The following is a 14210-nucleotide window of genomic DNA, read 5'->3' as shown; positions in this document are numbered from 1 at the left end:
TCGGATACAAACTGAAACTTCACCTGCAATACGAAACAATCCTGTTGATATAGGTTTAATGTATTTTAACGGGGATGGTGTTTCACAAAATTACAAACAAGCCTTGGAATATTTTGAAAAAGCTGCTGCATCGGGATATGCGCAAGGTATTTTGTATAAGGCTATAATTTATTACGAGGGTTTGGGTGTCAAAGCTGACGTTGAAAAAGCTTTTGAATTGTTTGAAAATGCGGCCCAAAAAGGTAATACAAAGGCAATGATGATACTGGGGCAGATTTATATGGATGCCCAAATTGTCGAGCAAAATTATCAAAAGGCCAATGAATATTTTTTAATGGCCGCTCGTCAGGGTGAGGGTGAGGCTTTATTCAATCTAGGTTTAATCTATCTTGATGGTAAGGGTGTTGATAAGGATTATAGTAAAGCAAGAGTTTATTTCGAACAGGCCGCCCAAAAAGGTAATATGGAGGCAAAAACTAATCTGGCGTTCATCTATATGAATGGTCAAGGTGTTTCGAGGGATCTTGAAAAAGCACGTGAATATTTTGAACTGTCTGCTAATCAGGGAGATCGTAAAGCGGAATATAATCTAGCTTTGATGTATTGGAATGGTGAAGGTGGAGAAAAAAATACTAATAAAGCCAGAGGATATTTTGAGAAAGCCGCCTATCAGGATGACGTTGAGGCACAATATTTTGTAGCCAATCTGTACTTTACTGGAAATACGGTCGAATTAGATTATAAGAGGGCTTTCAGCTTTTATAACAAGGCCGCGATGCAGGGTTACGTCAAGGCGCAATTCATGCTTGGACAAATGTATGAGGAGGGTAAGGGTGTCCTCCAGAATATTGACAAAGCCGTGTATTGGTATGAACAGGCAGCCGATCAAAATGATATGAATGCTCAATATAATTTGGGATATCTTTATTTAACTGGAAAGACATCAAGAATAAATCTTCAAAAGGCCTATGATTATTTTAAAAAAGCTGCGGAACAAGGTTATGTTTTGGCTCAATTTAATTTGGGGGTCATGTATTATAAGGGAGATGGTGTTATCCAGGATAATCATAAGGCTGCGGCATGGTTTCAAAAAGCTGCCGATCAAAATCATAAAAAATCACAGTTAATCCTTGGAAAAATGTATCTAGAGGGAAGAGGAATACCTCACGATCATCAAAAAGGGATGGAGCTAATTCGATTAAGCGAAACATGATATCTGTAACTGGTATATTTCATTATCAGGTTTTAAGATGAGATAAAGCGGAATCCGAGCCTTTAATAAATTGATTTGTTAAGTTTATTTTATCGATTAAATTCTTTATAATTCAGCCTTAATTCATTTTCTTTTTTGTTATTGTTGGGTTTATGTCCAGATCTAAGATTGCCTTTATCGGTAAAAGTGCAGCAGTAATTTGCATAATTTTTGTGTTTTTGTGCATCTGTTTCTATAAAACGATTCGTCAGGGATTTATTGAGGCACAATTTAATCGTGCAAATCTTTATATGCAGGGTGAGGGTACGTCTCAGAACTATAAAAAAGCACGTGAATATTTTGAGCAATCAGCTGAGGCGGGAAATGTCGAGGCTCAATATATGCTGGGTGTGATGTATGAATATGGCGAAAACACCGAGCAGAATTATCAAAAAGCTATTCAGTTATATCGCAAGGCAGCCCGTCACGGATATGTAAAGGCCCAATATGTACTTGGCAATATGTACAAAAATGGCAAAGGGGTAAAAAAAGATCTTTCACGTGCAATTCGCTGGTATCAAACCGCTGCAGACAAGGGGGAGACAAATGCGCAGTATCAATTGGGTATCATTTATCTTGAGGGAAATGATAGAAATGTAACTAAAGGTATAGAACTGATCAAAAAATCTGCCGATCAGGGAAATATTCATGCCTTGTATTTTCTTGGAAGTCTTTATCTGGAAGGGAAAAATATTACAAAAAGTCCGAAATTGGCTCAACGATGTTTTGAACAGGCCGCCTATAAAGGTTATGCTGACGCCCAATATAAACTTGGCAATATGTATGAAAACGGGACTGGGGTTGATAAAGAATATTCCAAGGCTCTTTATTGGTATGAAAAAGCCTCGAAAAAGAATGTGACAGCTCAATACAATCTCGCAATGATGTATATGGTGGGTAAAGGGGTTAATCCAAATTCGCAATTGGCATTATCTTTATTGCAGCAGGCTGCTGAAAAAGGATATTCGGAAGCACAATATAAATTGGCGATTTTGTATGAAGAGGGAAAAATTGTTTCCCAGGATTATTCCAAGGCATTGAACTGGTTCAACATGGCGGTCAATTCCGGAAATAATGACGCCATTTATGCCCTGGGGGAATTATATCTGGAAGGAAGAGGGGTTAACAAGGATTTTCAGAAAGCCTTTGATCTTTTTAAAAAAGCGGCACAGGCAGGAGATAGTAAGGCACAATTTCAATTGGCCACTATGTATGAAAAAGGCAGCGGAATTCCGAAAGACCCGTCAGCAGCCGTTGATTGGTATAAAAAATCTGCAATACAGGGGAACGCTCAGGCGCAATTCTATCTGGGTAAATTATATGAACAGGGATTTTTCATAGAAAAAAATTATGATCAGGCCAAATTCTGGTTTGAAAAGGCTGAAGCGCAAAATAATATTCATGCGATCTATACTTTAGGTTTGATGTATGAAACAGGTCAAGGGGTGAAAAGGGATATCAATAAGGCCATTCAATACTATCAAAAGGGTGCAAATCAGGGAGATGCACAAACCCAGTTTGTTTTGGCAGAATTATATAAAAATAATGATCAGATTGACAAGAACTACTCCAAGGCCATTTATTGGTTTAGGGAGGCGGCTGAACAGGGGAAAGTAAAGGCTTATTATAATCTGGGTCAACTTTATGAGAATGGATTGGGGGTTCAAAAAGATGACAGTCAGGCTTTCCAATATTATATGCAAGGCACTGCGGCAGGAGATCTAGATTCCCAATTCATTCTTGCCAAGATGTATTATAAGGGGGTTGGTACAAAAAAAGACGTATCTGAGGCAATTAAACTATTTGATATCTTGGCTAGTAATGGAAATTCCGAAGCGGCCCGTCTTTTGGGACAGATATATCTGACTGGACAGGATGTTAAGAAGAATATTGGCAAGGCAGAATATTATTTGCAAAATTCTGTTAAGGAAGGGAATGCCCAGGCTATGTATAATCTTGGAATGGCTTTTCTGTCTGGTAAGGATTTTCCAAAGAATAAGGGGAAGGCTAAAAAACTTTTGAATGAAAGTTGCAATAAGGGATTTTCAAATTCCTGCGTCACGCTTGGGACAGTCAAATAAGTGATATTATTTTTGTATTATATTTCATTATAAAGGATGGTTATGTATATCGGGATTGACCTTGGAACATCAGGTATTAAAGGTATTTTATTGAATGATAACCATCAGATTGTCGCCAGCCATATTGAAAAACTGAAAGTTTATCGTCCCCATCCCTTTTGGTCAGAACAAAATCCAATTGATTGGTGGAAGGCGACAGACAAGGTTTTTTTGTCACTATCGAGTCAATATTCCTTGAAAGATGTAAAAGCGATAGGGTTGACGGGTCAAATGCATGGGGCAGTTTTGCTGGATAAAAATGGTAAAATATTGCGACCTGCTATTTTATGGAATGATGGGCGTAGCTATCGGGAGTGTAATGAAATTGAGGAGAATGTACAAAATTCAAGAGAGATAACAGGCAATATACTGATGCCTGGTTTTACCGCACCCAAGATAGCTTGGGTTCGCAAACATGAGCCGGAAGTATATCAACAAATTGATAAAGTCCTATTACCCAAGGATTATCTTCGCTGGTTGATAACGGGAATTTATGCATCTGATATGTCTGATGCATCTGGAACTATGTGGCTTGATGTCAAAAATCGTCAATGGAATGATGATTTATTAAAGGCATGTGGGTTGACGCGAAAAAATATGCCTCAATTGTTTGAAGGCAATCAGGCAACCGGAACGGTTAAACCTGAATTAGCGCAACGATGGGGAATGACTTCAAAAGTTTCGGTTATTGCCGGTGGTGGTGATAATGCCGTTGGAGCAATTGGGGTTGGTATCTGGCGAAAAGGTCAGGCTATGCTTTCTTTGGGAACATCTGGGGTATATTTTGTCGCGAGTGATGGGTTTTTGAATAATTGTAAACAGGCTGTTCACAGTTTCTGTCATGCATTGCCGAACACCTGGCATCTAATGTCTGTTATGCTGAGTGCTGCTTCCTGTTTGGATTGGGCTGCTCGGATTATGGGAATTCAGACAGTGCCTAAATTGTTGGAAATGGCAGGACAGGCCTCTTCAATTCCATCATCCGTTATTTTTCTTCCCTATCTTTCGGGTGAGCGAACGCCTCATAATAATCCCCAGGCAAATGGAATGTTGTTTGGCTTAACCCATCAACATGATCGGAAGGATATAGCCAAGGCAGTAATAGAGGGGGTAAGTTTTGGATTGGCGGAGGGTATGGAAGTTTTACATGCCACGGGTTTAAGGCCAGACCATATCAGTTTGATTGGCGGAGGGGCAAGAAGCTCTTTTTGGCGTCAATTGCTTGCTGATATTACAGGAGAAACGTTGCAATATCGTGAAGGTGGAGATGTGGGGCCAGCATTGGGTGCCGCAAGATTGGCAATGTTGAGTTGTCATCCAAATGTAGCATTTGGAGATTTATTGCCAGAACCTTCCATACAGGCAACCTATGTTCCCAATCAATCTGTCAGTGCGCAATATCAAGAAAAATATCAAAAATTCAAAAAATTATATCATGCAGTTAAAGGTTTGTATTAAATCTTTTAACTGCCTGATATCTACAGTGATCTAGCAAATTTTCCATACTAAATCACTGTAGCCGTTATTCTATTCCAAAGGGGGGGGAACACGGGCCAATTCTATTGCCTTTTCCTGTTCCTGATCCAGTTTGTCAACATTAAAATCTGCAATGATTTCCTGAAATAATTGATGCCAGTTTAATTTTGCATTTAATCTTGTAAATAAACTTCCAAGTCCTATCGCAGAACGATCAACCAGAACAAATTCTCGTGGTGGTGTCACTCCCCCAGCTTGTTGAAGCCCTTTATGTACTTTATTGGCCAATTTACGTCCCAAATCCGGATCTGTATCATCTTGTATATAACGGTCTTTATCCTGGGTAAGGGGGGCATAGAGAAAACTTGCCCATTCATTTAGAACAGTCATTGTCTCTTTGGAAATATTTTTAAATCCCCATGAGGTATAGGCCTGATAGGCTAATTCCTCATTGTTAGTTTCTACGGCACGGCAAAGATCAATAACACCCTTGACAAATTTACCCTGAAAAATTCGTATCGAACCGAAATCAAGAAGACACAGTTGATTTTGATGATTGATAAGAAAATTTCCCATATGCGGGTCACCATGAATGACACCATATTGATAAAAAGGAATATACCAGGCTTTAAAGAGTGCGCGGGCAATATTGTTCCGATGAGCCTGATCTAATTCAGGTGTGATCATGGATCTTAGATTCTTGCCCTCTATCCAATCCATGGTTATAAGACGTTCAGTGGAAAGATTTTCAATTACATTTGGTATAACTGTTGTGTCATTATTTTTGAGCATGTAGGAGAAAAGTCTTAAATTGGCCGCTTCTCTTTTATAATCCAGTTCTTCCTGTAAACGTGTAACAAGCTCTTTGTAAACCTCGTCCTGTTTAATTGCATTGTCCAATCGATGGTATAAAGCAATTAATAGACGAAGTTGCTTGAGGTCTGATTCAACAGTGCTAATCATGTCGGGATATTGTAATTTACAGGCAACTTCCCTTCCATCGTGCAATTTTGCCTTGTGGACTTGACCAAGACTGGCTGCGGCGACAGCTTCATGTGAAAATTCGTCAAAAGCGGTTTCCCAGTTCGGACCCAATTCTCCCCTCATGCGACGACGGACGAAAGACCATCCCATCGGAGGGGCATTTGATTGTAACTGCGCCAATTCATCGGCATATTCATCAGGCAGGACATTGGGAATGGTACTGATTAATTGCGCCACCTTCATCATGGGGCCTTTGAGATTCCCAAGAATGTTTTTCAACTCTTCTGCATGGGAAGCTTTGTTAATCGGTATTCCCATTTTTTCACCAGCCAACCGTGCGGCAATCCCCCCCACCGCCCGGGTAGAATTGACCATACGTTTCATTCCACTGAATAAACTGGTTTTATCAAGATTATCGTTATTATGTACCATCTAAATTTGTTCCAGTTCATCTATGAAATCATTGATTACATTTAATCCTTTTTGCCAAAAGGCTGGATCAGAGGCATCCAATCCAAAAGGCGCCAAAAGTTCTTTATGACTTTTTGTTCCACCCGCCTTCAGCATTTCAATATAAAGGTCCTGGAAGTCGGGAAACCCTTCCTGATAGACATTATAGAGTGCATTTACCAAACAATCTCCAAACGCATAGGCATAAACATAAAAAGGTGTATGGATAAAATGCGGTATATATGTCCAATATGTATTATAGTCTGGTGTAAATTCAAAAGCTGGGCCAAGGCTTTTTTGTTGAGTTTCAAGCCAGAACTGACCAATTTGTTCAGGTAAAAGCTCGTTCTCATGTCTGGCTTCGTGAACCTTGCGTTCAAATTGATAAAATGCAATTTGTCTTACTACTGTGTTTAACATATCCTCAACCTTACGGCTTAGGAGAATATGACGATGTCTGGGATCTGTTTGGTTTTTTAAAAGGCTCTGGAAAGTCAGCATTTCTCCGAATACACTGGCTGTTTCAGCAAGGGTCAGCGGTGTATCAGATAGAATATATCCCTGTTTTGCAGCAAGAATCTGGTGAATTCCGTGCCCCAGCTCATGGGCCAATGTCATGACATCTCGGCTGCGACCATGGTAATTAAGAAGAATATAGGGATGAACCGATGGAACAGTGGGATGGGCAAAGGCACCAGAGGATTTCCCGGTACGTAGTGTGGCATCAATCCATGGACTATGTAAAAACTGATCAATCATTTTGCCCAGCCGAGGATCAAATTCATGATACGCTTGATAAACGATTGTCTTCGCGTCTCTCCAGTGTATAGGTTGATCATGATCTTCCGGTAAGGGAGCATTACGATCCCAATGATGTAATTTGTCCACACCCAGCCATTTTGCTTTTAAAAGATAGTAGCGGTGTGACAGATTTTGATAATTATTGGTAACAGCGGTAACCAGTGCATCAACGACACTGTCTTCAATCTGGTTATCACAATTTCGTTGTGAGTCTGGACGGGAAAAACCACGCCATTGGTCAGAGATTTGCTTATCCTTTGCCAGCGTATTTGTAATAATCGAGAAAAGTCTCAGATTTTTCGAAAATACCGAACTCAATCCCTGGGCTGCATCTTTTCTTTCTTTTGCCTGTGAAGATGATAATTTATTCAAAGCTTCACCTAAAGGGACGGTTTTATCTTTTAGGGGGATTTCCAGGGTCGCCAATGTTTCGTCATATAATCTTGACCATGCATTGGCACCCGTAACTGCTTTTTCATGGAAAAGCTTTTCGATTTCATTACTTAACTGATAACGGCGCAATATACGGATTTTATCAAGAAACGGTTTCCACTGCAGTAATTCGTTGTCCTGCATTTTATTCTTGACATTTTCCTCGCTAAGCTGGTTCAATTCCAGAGTAAAGAAAAGAAACTGCGTGCTTAATCCAGTTATTTTTTCATGGATATCCTGATAAAATTTGATATTTTGAGGATTGGTCGAATCAGTTGCGAAAATCAGTTGAGCATAAGATCCAATTCTTCCCAATATTTCATTGATTATTTCATAACTTTTAAGAGCTTGGTTTAATTCCTGACTTGATGTCTGGGATAAATTTCCCTTCCATTTTTCAGAAAATTGTGTGATGAGGGTTTGAGCTTTTTGCAGATCATTCTTTAATTCTTGACAATCGGGTGATGGGTACAAATCTGTCAGGTCCCAAGAAGGAAGTTGATCCGATTTTTTCTTTTCGGATTTTAGTGTATCATGATTCGGCTGATTGGTGTGACAAGATGAATTAGACATTGTATCTCTGTTTGATTTAAATGAATGATCTTTTATATAAATGGATTTTATCGAATATTTCAGGCGATGAAAACAGACATTTGTTTTTTTGATCTATGAACTGGGATTGTTCATTTTAGTAGCCCATTTATTATGCTATATAATATAGCAAATACAAAGTCTTAATCTTAAATCAAATATAGAAATCATAACAAAATCAGATAATTTCCATGAAAAAACCAAAAAGAAGCGGAACTGTCATTTTTCATCCAGAAAAGATTCCGGCAAAGCCGAAAATGAACAGGTTGGAAATTGTATCGCAATTTCAGCCCTCAGGAGATCAGCCAAACGCCATCAAACAACTTACTGATGGAATTGAGGCTGGAGATCGTGACCAGGTCTTATTGGGTGTAACAGGTTCAGGCAAAACTTTTACCATGGCCAAGGTTATTGAGGCCGTGCAAAAACCAACCTTGATTTTAGCACCCAATAAAACGCTTGCAGCGCAGCTTTATGGAGAAATGAAAGAATTTTTTCCAAATAATGCGGTTGAATATTTTGTCAGTTATTATGATTATTATCAACCGGAAGCCTATGTGCCTCGATCTGACACTTATATAGAAAAAGATAGTCAGATCAATGAACAGATTGACCGTATGCGACATGCGGCCACACAGGCTTTACTAGAACGTAATGATGTTATTATAGTTGGTTCTGTTTCCTGTATTTACGGTATTGGATCTCCAGAAACCTATTCTCATATGGTTGTGCGGGTTGAGGAAGGTGGAGTGTTAAATCGTGAGGATTTGCTAAAAGCTTTGGTAGAACAGCAATATCGTAGAAATGATATGGCCTTTCAGCGGGGAACGTTTCGTGTAAGAGGCGAAACAATAGATATTTTTCCCGTTCAAAACGCTGATCGTGCCTGGAGAATTCAGCTCTTTGGGGATGAGGTTGAATCAATTAACGAATTTGATCCTTTGACCGGGGTTAATACAGCAAATTTAAAATCGATAGCTATTTATGCCAATAGTCATTTTGTTACGCCAAGACCAACCTTGAATCAGGCAATTAAAAATATCAAGGTTGAGTTGAAGGAAAGAATTGATCAATTTGTAGCTGAAGGCAAATTGTTGGAGGCCGAACGTATTCAACAGCGTACAACTTTTGATCTTGAAATGATCGAAACAACAGGATTGTGTAAGGGTATTGAGAATTATTCCCGTTATCTTTCAGGACGCAATCCCGGTGAACCTCCGCCTACTCTTTTTGAATATCTGCCAGAAGATGCCTTGCTTATCGTGGATGAAAGTCATGTAAGTGTACCTCAGATAGGAGGAATGGAACGGGGGGATTATGCACGTAAAAAAACGCTTTCGGATTTTGGTTTTCGACTCCCTTCTTGTATGGACAATAGGCCACTTAATTTTGCGGAATGGGATTGTTATCGTCCCCAGAGCATTTTTGTCAGTGCGACACCAGGTCCCTGGGAGTTAGAGAAAACAGGAGGCGTGTTTATTGAACAGGTCATACGTCCAACCGGTTTGACTGATCCTGTTACTGATATAAGACCAATTGAATTGCAAGTGGATGATTTATTATCCGAGGCAAATAAGGTCATCAAGAAGGGTGGGCGTGTTCTTGTTACAACGCTAACCAAAAAATGGGCTGAAAAATTAACTGATTATATGAATGAAGCTGGTATAAAGGTACGTTATCTTCATTCAGATATCGATACTTTGGAGCGTATAGAGATTATAAGGGATTTGCGTTTGGGTGTGATAGATGTTCTGGTAGGGATCAATCTTCTAAGGGAGGGTCTGGATATACCGGAGTGTCAATTGGTAGCCATTCTTGATGCTGACAAAGAAGGATTTTTAAGGTCAAGAACCTCTTTGATACAGACGATTGGACGGGCAGCAAGAAATGTTGATGGGCGTGTTTTATTATATGCGGATAAAATGACGGACAGTTTAAAATATGCGATCGAAGAAACTGCAAGACGTCGTGAAAAACAGACACAATGGAATGAAGATCATAATATTACTCCAGCAACAGTAAAAAAGAAAATTGGAGAGATCATTGCTTCTGTTTATGAGCAGGATTATGTAACGGTTTCCCCAACAGAATTTTCTGATATTCATTCTCTGGTAGGGAAGGACCTGAAAGGAACCATAGCAGAATTGGAAAAGGAAATGCGTAACGCCGCCACCAATCTTGAGTTTGAAGAGGCTGCTCGTATACGAGATGAAATAAAGAGATTGGAAGATTTAGATATGGGATTAATTTCTGATATTGAACCGACAATCCGTACCAGAGAAGAGGGGAGAATCCTAAAAAGCAATTTTAAACCAAGACCTCTTGGACCTGGTGGGGGAGGCTATGGTCCATCGAGGCGTCAAAGATCAAAGAAACATTAAATAGGGATGCGGGATGCTGGAAATTAAGGCGGGAAATAATAGAATCGGCATATATCCTTCTTTGGGTGGAGCCATAGCATATTGGTTGAGAAAAGATTTATTGATTTTTTATCCAGTCGAGCGTTCGCCCTTGACGAGACATTCTGACCAGATTATTGCAGCCTATCCAATGTTGCCTTATTCTAATCGTATTGCAAACGGTAAATTTAAATTCAATAACAGTGTTTATCAATTAACCCCCAATGCGTCGAACGGAAAGGATTCCATTCATGGTAATGCATGGCAAAAGTCTTGGGATCTTGAATCATTTACGGAAAATAGTGTTGTTTTAACTTTGAATTATAATCCGGATAAGGGATCTCAAAAGGAATGGCCCTATGCATATTTTGCCAGGTTGAGATATTGTGTTTATGAAAGTGGATTGTTTATACAAATGTCATGTAAAAATACTGATATTTGCAAACAACCCATCGGGATGGGCTTTCATCCCTATTTGCCAAGAAGAAATCTTGTTGAAATCGGTTTTTCGGCACCGTCTGTATGGAACAATGGTCCGGATGGATTGCCAGAGGGTCGCATGTTGAACGAAGATCAATGGAACTTTGATCAAATGCGTATTTTGAAACAAGACGATTTTCTGGATAATTGTTATGTGAACTGGGGTCGCGAAGCGTTTATCCGCTGGAAATATAGTAATAGTTTCTTAACGGTTTCTGCCAGCGTTATTTTTCGGCATTTTGTTGTATATACCCCGCCAGACCAATCTTTTTTTACTATGGAACCGGCAACTAACATGAATAATGCAATCAATATGCCAGAAATTTCGGATCGCGGCTTGTTTATCTTAAAACCGGGGCAAATTTTAAAAGGCAGGATATTCTATTCCTTTATGGGAATATAGGGATTATTTTAGAATTTAGGTTTGTTTATATGTCTTTACCTTATATCACCCCTTGGGGTTATACACGTTTGAAAAAGGAATTATTACAACTATTGCATGAAGAGCGTCCAAAAATAGTGGAAATTGTTTCATGGGCAGCCGGTAATGGAGATCGATCTGAAAATGGAGATTATCTTTATGGAAAAAAAAGATTGCGTGAGATTGATCGTCGGGTTCGATTTTTATCCAAACGGTTAGAGAACGCACAAATTGTAAACCCCATTGATCAACAGGGAAAAGATCGGGTTTTTTTTGGTGCTACAGTGCGTTATTTAACTGAGGATGATTGTGAGCATAGGGTTACTATTGTTGGAACAGACGAAGCAATCACGGAAAAAGGGCAAATAAGTTTAGTATCCCCTGTAGCTAGGGCATTAATGCGTGCTAGAGTAGGGGATGAAATAAGGTTGCAAACCCCTGTTGGTGAAAAATACCTTGAAATTTTAGAAATCACTTATGATGCAGAGTCAGAATAGAATGGATATTTAAAAATGTTAAAAATCGCGGTACAAATGGATCCTTTGGAAAAAATAAATATTCATGGAGATTCAACATTTGCATTGATGCTCGAGGCACAGGCTCGTGGTTATTCACTTTTTGTTTATTCTGTAAATAGCTTAAGTTTGTTCAACAATGAAAAAAGTAAGTATGTAACAGCACGAGGTCGAAAAGTTAATATTCAAAAGGTTACAGGTGATCATGTAAAATTTGGAGAAGTGGAAACCGTGAATCTGGCAGATTTTGACGTGCTGTTGATGCGCCAGGATCCACCTTTTGATATGGGATATATTACTGCCACACATATTCTGGAACGTATTCATGGTGTGGGCAAGGACAAGGTATTTGTTGTAAATAATCCAAAATCCGTTCGAAATTCACCGGAAAAATTAATGGCTACATTTTGGCCTGAATTAATGCCTCCCACGCTTGTTTCCCGCGATGTCGAAACAATTCGGATGTTTAGGGAGGAATACAAAGATATTGTTGTTAAACCGTTGTTCGGGAATGGGGGTGTAGGCGTTTTCCGCATTCAGGATGAGGATGAGAATTTTAATGCATTGTTAGAAATGCAGTTTTCAATATCCAATGAACCCCTGATGGTGCAACGTTACGAGCCTTCCGTTAAAAGGGGAGACAAAAGGATCATTTTAGTTGATGGGGAACCTATCGGTGCAATCAATCGAGTTCCGCAAAAAGGAGATATGCGATCCAATATGCATGTTGGGGGAGTGGCGGAGAAAACTCAATTAACTGAACGGGATCTTTATATTTGCTCTAAAATAGGTAAAACCCTGAAAGAGCAGGGGTTGATTTTTGTTGGGATAGATGTATTGGGGGATTACCTTACTGAAATTAATGTCACCTCACCAACAGGGTTACAAGAGCTGGACCGTTTTAATCAAATGAATTCTGCAGCTTGTATCTGGAATGTTATTGAATCCTATCTAAAATGAAAAAGAATTAAAGATTATTTTTTTTGTCATCACTGGATTGATCAGAATTCGATTTTGAAGGCATTGGCGGTATGGGGTCATCCTTGCCAAATTTATTATCAAACCACTCGTATATTTCACGATGTTTTAGGTAAGTAAAATTATAGCTCCATAGTATGATTGATCCAATCGCGAGGATCCATACCACAATTGTCATTAACATTTTAACGCTTAAGTCCTAATTATATTTATTTAATTTGTTAACAAAATGGAGTATAGACATAATTCGGGAAACAATAAAGAGTGTTCGATGAATTTTGATTATCCAAAGAAAAATTATAAAAAATAATACTTTAATTTTAAGGTAAATAAAAAAAATTTCTATTTTTATGAAATTGGATTATAAAGTGTTATTTTTGTATTATTTTGTTATTTCACCAAATTTGGAGCAATAGCGTGTCTCCTTTACCTCATACTGCCTTAAATGCAGATGCAGTTAAGCTTGCCTATCGTCGCTGGGCCAAGGTTTATGATACTGTTTTTGGTACAGTTTCTTCATTTGGCCGACGATGTGCCGTTGAAAAGGTTAATTCTTTACCGGGGAAAAAAATATTAGAGGTGGGTGTCGGAACTGGCCTGGCTTTACCTTCTTATCATAATGATAAAAGAGTGACGGGTATTGACCTTTCAACCGATATGCTGGAAAAGGCCAAACAGCGTGTGAAAAAAGAAAAAATCGATAATGTTGATGCATTGTTGGAAATGGATGCTGAAGCAACGACTTTTGAAACGGATTCTTTTGACATTGCGGTCGGCATGTTTGTTGCCTCGGTTGTGCCTCATCCAGACCGATTGTTTAAGGAATTACAACGTGTAGTGAAGCCTGGTGGACATATTCTTTTTGTGAATCATTTTATAGCTCAAAAAGGACTCCGGTCATATGTTGAACGAATTATGGCTCCTGCATCCAAGGCATTGGGTTGGCATCCCGATTTTGCCATTCAGTCCTTGTTACCACCAGAAGTGTTAAAAAGGGCTGAAATAAATTCGGTCCCGCCTTTAGGATTATTTACTTTGGTTAGTTTTGAAAGATAGATATACTCTAAAAAAAGTATATTTGTGGAAAATTATTAATGAAAATCAATTATAAAGTAGGAATGAGTGCCATTATTTTGGCTATCTTGGCAGGATTAAGTGGAGGGATCACCGCTTTATATTACCAACTGAATGAATTTCTACCTTTATTATTTCAAATTCATGACCAAACTGCTGCCATCAACATTTTCCAGACTCATGCCAGAATGATGGTTTTTTTTGTCTTACAGCCAGCATTAATGGGAGCCTTCGGTT

11 protein-coding genes and 1 pseudogene are annotated in these 14210 nt (G+C 38.9%); 9 read left to right on the top strand and 3 right to left on the bottom strand.

Annotated features, from left to right (window positions below):
• From U0839_RS06585 to xylB, 3 genes are all read left to right on the top strand, one after another.
• A partial coding sequence (locus tag U0839_RS06585; protein WP_413550318.1) for a hypothetical protein occupies positions 1–1213 on the top strand: 1213 nt, incomplete at its 5' end.
• A gap of 152 nt (positions 1214–1365) precedes the next feature.
• Positions 1366–3333 carry a tetratricopeptide repeat protein gene (locus U0839_RS06580; RefSeq protein WP_413550317.1) on the top strand — a complete coding sequence of 656 codons (1968 nt, stop codon included), beginning with the start codon at positions 1366–1368 and terminating at the stop codon, positions 3331–3333.
• 42 nt (positions 3334–3375) lie between these two features.
• The gene (xylB, locus tag U0839_RS06575; RefSeq protein ID WP_155565644.1) at positions 3376–4830 is read left to right on the top strand and encodes a xylulokinase; all 1455 of its coding nucleotides are present in this window, start codon (positions 3376–3378) and stop codon (positions 4828–4830) included.
• A gap of 69 nt (positions 4831–4899) precedes the next feature.
• On the opposite strand, the gene U0839_RS06570 is transcribed toward xylB, so the two are convergent.
• A complete protein-coding gene (locus tag U0839_RS06570; RefSeq protein ID WP_155565643.1) occupies positions 4900–6264 on the bottom strand; it encodes an ABC1 kinase family protein in 1365 nt (454 codons plus the stop codon).
• The gene (locus tag U0839_RS06565; RefSeq protein ID WP_155565642.1) at positions 6265–8088 is read right to left on the bottom strand and encodes a M3 family oligoendopeptidase; all 1824 of its coding nucleotides are present in this window, start codon (positions 8086–8088) and stop codon (positions 6265–6267) included.
• 209 nt (positions 8089–8297) lie between these two features.
• Between U0839_RS06565 and uvrB the strand changes: the two genes are divergently transcribed.
• From uvrB to gshB, 4 genes are read left to right on the top strand one after another with little or no spacing between them, the layout of a single operon-like run.
• On the top strand, positions 8298–10487 hold the full coding sequence (uvrB, locus tag U0839_RS06560; protein WP_155565641.1) for an excinuclease ABC subunit UvrB: 2190 nt from the start codon (positions 8298–8300) through the stop codon (positions 10485–10487).
• A 13-nt stretch (positions 10488–10500) separates the two neighbouring features.
• Entirely contained in the window at positions 10501–11388 is an 888-nt protein-coding gene (locus U0839_RS06555) for an aldose 1-epimerase (RefSeq protein ID WP_155565640.1), read from the top strand.
• Between the two features lie 29 nt (positions 11389–11417).
• The gene (greB, locus tag U0839_RS06550; protein WP_110438227.1) at positions 11418–11903 is read left to right on the top strand and encodes a transcription elongation factor GreB; all 486 of its coding nucleotides are present in this window, start codon (positions 11418–11420) and stop codon (positions 11901–11903) included.
• 15 nt (positions 11904–11918) lie between these two features.
• Positions 11919–12881, top strand: a complete 963-nt coding sequence (gene gshB / locus U0839_RS06545) for a glutathione synthase (RefSeq protein ID WP_155565639.1) — start codon at positions 11919–11921, stop codon at positions 12879–12881.
• Between the two features lie 7 nt (positions 12882–12888).
• On the opposite strand, the gene U0839_RS06540 is transcribed toward gshB, so the two are convergent.
• Entirely contained in the window at positions 12889–13077 is a 189-nt protein-coding gene (locus U0839_RS06540; protein ID WP_155565638.1) for a hypothetical protein, read from the bottom strand.
• Positions 13078–13280: 203 nt separating this feature from the next.
• On the opposite strand from U0839_RS06540, the gene U0839_RS06535 reads away from it, so the two are divergent.
• Together U0839_RS06535 and U0839_RS06530 are read left to right on the top strand one after the other, a co-directional pair.
• Positions 13281–13955, top strand: coding sequence for a class I SAM-dependent methyltransferase (locus U0839_RS06535; RefSeq protein ID WP_370533610.1), 675 nt, complete (start codon positions 13281–13283; stop codon positions 13953–13955).
• Positions 13956–13993: 38 nt separating this feature from the next.
• Positions 13994–14210, top strand: a pseudogene (locus tag U0839_RS06530) (cytochrome oxidase); the annotation flags it as partial.

It is taken from the genome of Commensalibacter sp. A3DC, assembly GCF_047307945.1.
Taxonomy (GTDB): domain Bacteria; phylum Pseudomonadota; class Alphaproteobacteria; order Acetobacterales; family Acetobacteraceae; genus Commensalibacter; species Commensalibacter melissae.
This window is presented reverse-complemented; position numbering and strand designations above follow the sequence as displayed.

What these genes read in the sequence shown, in the direction of transcription:
- uvrB (WP_155565641.1), top strand. Translation starts at nt 8,298, where the DNA reads ATGAAAAAACCAAAAAGAAGCGGAACTGTCATTTTTCATCCAGAAAAG.
- U0839_RS06555 (WP_155565640.1), top strand. Translation starts at nt 10,501, where the DNA reads ATGCTGGAAATTAAGGCGGGAAATAATAGAATCGGCATATATCCTTCT.
- greB (WP_110438227.1), top strand. Translation starts at nt 11,418, where the DNA reads ATGTCTTTACCTTATATCACCCCTTGGGGTTATACACGTTTGAAAAAG.
- U0839_RS06580 (WP_413550317.1), top strand. Translation starts at nt 1,366, where the DNA reads ATGTCCAGATCTAAGATTGCCTTTATCGGTAAAAGTGCAGCAGTAATT.
- U0839_RS06570 (WP_155565643.1), bottom strand. Translation starts at nt 6,264, where the DNA reads ATGGTACATAATAACGATAATCTTGATAAAACCAGTTTATTCAGTGGA.
- U0839_RS06540 (WP_155565638.1), bottom strand. Translation starts at nt 13,077, where the DNA reads ATGACAATTGTGGTATGGATCCTCGCGATTGGATCAATCATACTATGG.
- gshB (WP_155565639.1), top strand. Translation starts at nt 11,919, where the DNA reads ATGTTAAAAATCGCGGTACAAATGGATCCTTTGGAAAAAATAAATATT.
- xylB (WP_155565644.1), top strand. Translation starts at nt 3,376, where the DNA reads ATGTATATCGGGATTGACCTTGGAACATCAGGTATTAAAGGTATTTTA.
- U0839_RS06565 (WP_155565642.1), bottom strand. Translation starts at nt 8,088, where the DNA reads ATGTCTAATTCATCTTGTCACACCAATCAGCCGAATCATGATACACTA.